The organism is Limnohabitans sp. DM1, from assembly GCF_001269385.1.
GTDB lineage: Bacteria > Pseudomonadota > Gammaproteobacteria > Burkholderiales > Burkholderiaceae_C > Limnohabitans_A.
This window is the reverse complement of sequence record NZ_CXOO01000018.1, coordinates 1-3013: the sequence shown is the minus strand read 5'-3', so window position 1 is coordinate 3013 and position 3013 is coordinate 1. Positions and strand designations below refer to the sequence as shown.

At 46.3% G+C, this 3013-nt stretch carries 5 protein-coding genes and 2 pseudogenes; 3 read left to right on the top strand and 4 right to left on the bottom strand.

The window, feature by feature from the left end; all coding sequences use genetic code 11:
- A pseudogene (locus AMM33_RS07465) lies at positions 1-378 on the bottom strand (ISL3 family transposase); the annotation flags it as partial.
- Between the two features lie 72 nt (positions 379-450).
- Here AMM33_RS07465 and AMM33_RS07460 point away from each other — a divergent pair.
- Complete coding sequence (locus AMM33_RS07460) at positions 451-891, top strand: hypothetical protein (protein ID WP_090140050.1); 441 nt, start codon at positions 451-453, stop codon at positions 889-891.
- On the top strand, positions 888-1079 hold the full coding sequence (locus tag AMM33_RS22380; RefSeq protein WP_090140049.1) for a hypothetical protein: 192 nt from the start codon (positions 888-890) through the stop codon (positions 1077-1079). Before AMM33_RS07460 ends, AMM33_RS22380 begins: the two co-directional genes overlap by 4 nt.
- Before the next feature lie 165 nt (positions 1080-1244).
- On the opposite strand, the gene AMM33_RS21865 is transcribed toward AMM33_RS22380, so the two are convergent.
- Genes AMM33_RS21865 through AMM33_RS07445 form a run of 3 tightly spaced genes read right to left on the bottom strand, consistent with a single transcriptional unit; the run spans position 1245 to position 2542 of the window.
- Positions 1245-1499 carry a hypothetical protein gene (locus AMM33_RS21865; protein WP_194945311.1) on the bottom strand — a complete coding sequence of 85 codons (255 nt, stop codon included), beginning with the start codon at positions 1497-1499 and terminating at the stop codon, positions 1245-1247.
- Positions 1496-2038 carry a DUF4105 domain-containing protein gene (locus tag AMM33_RS07450; RefSeq protein ID WP_090140048.1) on the bottom strand — a complete coding sequence of 181 codons (543 nt, stop codon included), beginning with the start codon at positions 2036-2038 and terminating at the stop codon, positions 1496-1498. Before AMM33_RS07450 ends, AMM33_RS21865 begins: the two co-directional genes overlap by 4 nt.
- Before the next feature lie 3 nt (positions 2039-2041).
- Positions 2042-2542: a PAAR domain-containing protein gene (locus AMM33_RS07445; protein ID WP_090140046.1), complete on the bottom strand. Its 501-nt coding sequence runs from the start codon at positions 2540-2542 to the stop codon at positions 2042-2044.
- Positions 2543-2819: 277 nt separating this feature from the next.
- On the opposite strand from AMM33_RS07445, the pseudogene AMM33_RS07440 reads away from it, so the two are divergent.
- Positions 2820-3013 (top strand): annotated as a pseudogene (locus AMM33_RS07440) (hypothetical protein); the annotation flags it as partial.

The following is a 3013-nucleotide window of genomic DNA, read 5'->3' as shown; positions in this document are numbered from 1 at the left end:
CCCGACAAGACGCGAGACGGCGGCAAATGGCATCTGGCCAGACAGCATCAGAATGAAGGCTTCAAACAGCAAGGTGAAGCCATTAAGTCGCCCGGCAAAATCAGGCTCGACCAACCGCACCGAACCGTTGGGAAGTTTCACGCGAGGCGTGCGAACTTGCAGATGGCACTCGTGTTGAAAGAAGTTCAGGTGCCGATACGTCTTGGCCACCGTGTCGTGCACACCATGCAGCCCATCGTGACCCGAGACTGCAAAGCGACTGCCGACTTTGAAGTCAATCAATATCGTCAAGGTCTTGGCACCTTCGTCGAACTCAACCGAGGCAACGCACCACGGGTCAGTGATGCCCAGGGCAGATTCAAACAGCTTGGCAGTCATCAATTCACGCTCAAAAGTTGATCAATATGGCAGAAGCTTACCCACTCAAATTTCAAGAGAACCTTTATTTCTATGGCGTTCCGTGAAGAAACTCAGGAAACCTTTAAGGCGATCAAGAAGACCATCAAGCAGATCAATGAAAAACATCAATTGGATATCCTGCTGCGAGAGATTCGCATCGACCAGTTCAACAAGGGGCACAGCTATACCATTGACGACGAAATTCTCAAGGTGATTGAGGGCTCTGGGTTATTGATTGCTGATTTGACTTTTGGCAATCGAAATGTTTATCACGAGATTGGCTATCTGATGGGTTTGAATCGTGGGAAGGGTCTACTGCATGACAATTTCATTCTCATTGCCGACAAGAACTGTCGCGGCGATGAGCTGGAAAGTGATATTGGTTTCAATCTCAAGAGTTGGCAGCAGTTGCGGTTTAAAAGTACGACACAGTTGGAGTTGGATTTGACAGAGAGCATTGAACTCTTTTATGGGTTGCAAAGCACGCCATGACCAACCAATCCACTCCTCTCGTCTCCACTGATTACGCCGCTCTGCGCAGCAACATCAAGCGGATGTTGGCTTTTTACCGCGAATATCCGCACCTGGAATTTGTGCCACAAGCTGCCGCACAAATTGAGCCTGGACCAAAAGGACCACAGACTGTGGCACTTTTTACGGCTGAGCTGAATCAGTGGTAATCCTCCCCTTTTGTAAGGGGCGCAGAAGTAGCAACGTTGCGCAGCCATGGCCAGTCGCTAATATGGTGTAAATCCGCCAAAGGCCATATTCGAACGACGCGGACACGCTTCACGCGACCGCCATGTCCACATATGTCAAAATATAAAACTTTGGGATTAAGAAAATTATTTAATTTCTTGTAAATTTTCGTCTTCAATAATCCAGCCACTTAATTTATCGCATTTGACTTTTGCATATCGGTCGACTTTGCCGTAAGCGACTCCACCTTTAGAGCAAAAACTCCCTTTTTTCACTGTTGCTATTTTTACACCATTTACTTCATCATATAAATTAGTTTCTTTGATTACAAACCATTCGCCTCTTGGATTATCCGTACATCCAAAAAGAAAAAAAATTATTACGAAAAAAATATTTTTCATTTGCTCTTTGGATAAGAATTTATTTTTATCAGACGCTTGGATCGTTTCAAAGCAACAGCCATATCCGTTGGTGTGACAATAACCGACCAACGTGAATCATGTGCAATAATGCCAATACCACCCAAAACTTCGGCAGCATTAGATGAACAACTATCAGTGCCAAGATCGTATGCTGTATTTCTTTGTTTACGTTGTTTGATCTCCGTCAAAAGTTGCTTTTTTTGCTCTGGTGAAGCTCTTAAAACAAACCCTACCGTATCTCTGTTCATTTTCACTTGCTGACGATAAAGATAACTTTTTAAACAATCCTGATCCCACCCAGAATGCGCTCTACCATATACTTGATCATTGATCTCAATAGCAACATGTCCGAACTGGGAGCCTGAACTAATTAGCCTTGAATCACTTATTAACACTTCGATTGTTTCAGAGTCTGTGCTAATCGGCTTGGCGATGTTGTCGCTGTGCGGTGTGGTTTTCATTTTTGCGATAAGTCGCAAAAACTCACCGTCAGGGCTTTTAATCGTTTGATCTGGCATCACTTATCCTGCAATATAAAAAGTAATTTGCTCAGAATCTTCACCTGTCAAATAAAAGTGAGTGTGTCCAGTTTCATCGGTTGTACCATATTCCATTGCGCCATCTGATTTTTGTGCAGCATAGTAAGTATTTGTCATAACCTGGCCGTCAGTATTTCTTAATACATAACGATCATCAAACCCCGTACCATCCATAAACCGCTGCGCTGCAGCCGCGTCTTGCGGACTTGCCCGCTCAGCCAACAACACAGCACCGCAACTGGTTAAATCCCCTTCCAGAGCACTTTGAACCCCATGCACGTTCATACCAGAGACTTGTGCGATCGTGTGCTTGTGGGGCTTGCATTTCGGGCAAAACACCATGTCCCCAAGGCGTGCCTGTCGAATGCCGTCGTTCCAGGTGCTGTGTTCGAAACCAGTCAAGACGATACCGCCGTGACTTGTCTTGTCCCACTGCCAACTCATGCCCTTGCCGTTCAGCGTAGGGCGTGTTGCTTTGCTCATATGATTTGTTCCTAAATAGCCAATTTTTAACGGCGGATTCAAGTACGAGGTGCAACAAAGATGAACCCGGTGATGGGTCAATCCACCGAACTTAAGATATAATTATTGACGCAACTCATTGATTTAATTGAAGTTTTTCTTATTTTCTCTCGCCGCAACATGACAACCACCATGATAAGAAAATATAGGGTTAACCCTTGGGTCATCGCCTCTTGATGACCTGACCTCTGTCTTTGCCAAGCTGGGTCAGTTCATACACAGCACCGCCTTTGCAGATTTGGCCCGAGGTGCCCAGTCCACCGCCTTTGTTCGCCAACGCAAACTGCCCCTGCCTTGTCTCGTGGGCGCTTTGCTCAGCCAACGCTCTCAATCTCAGCAGCTGATGCTGGACTCGTTTTTCGCCAGCTTGGCCGGTCACCCAGGCCTGCAGCGCGGCGCCTCTGATCGCGCCTTTGCCCAAGCACGCAACAA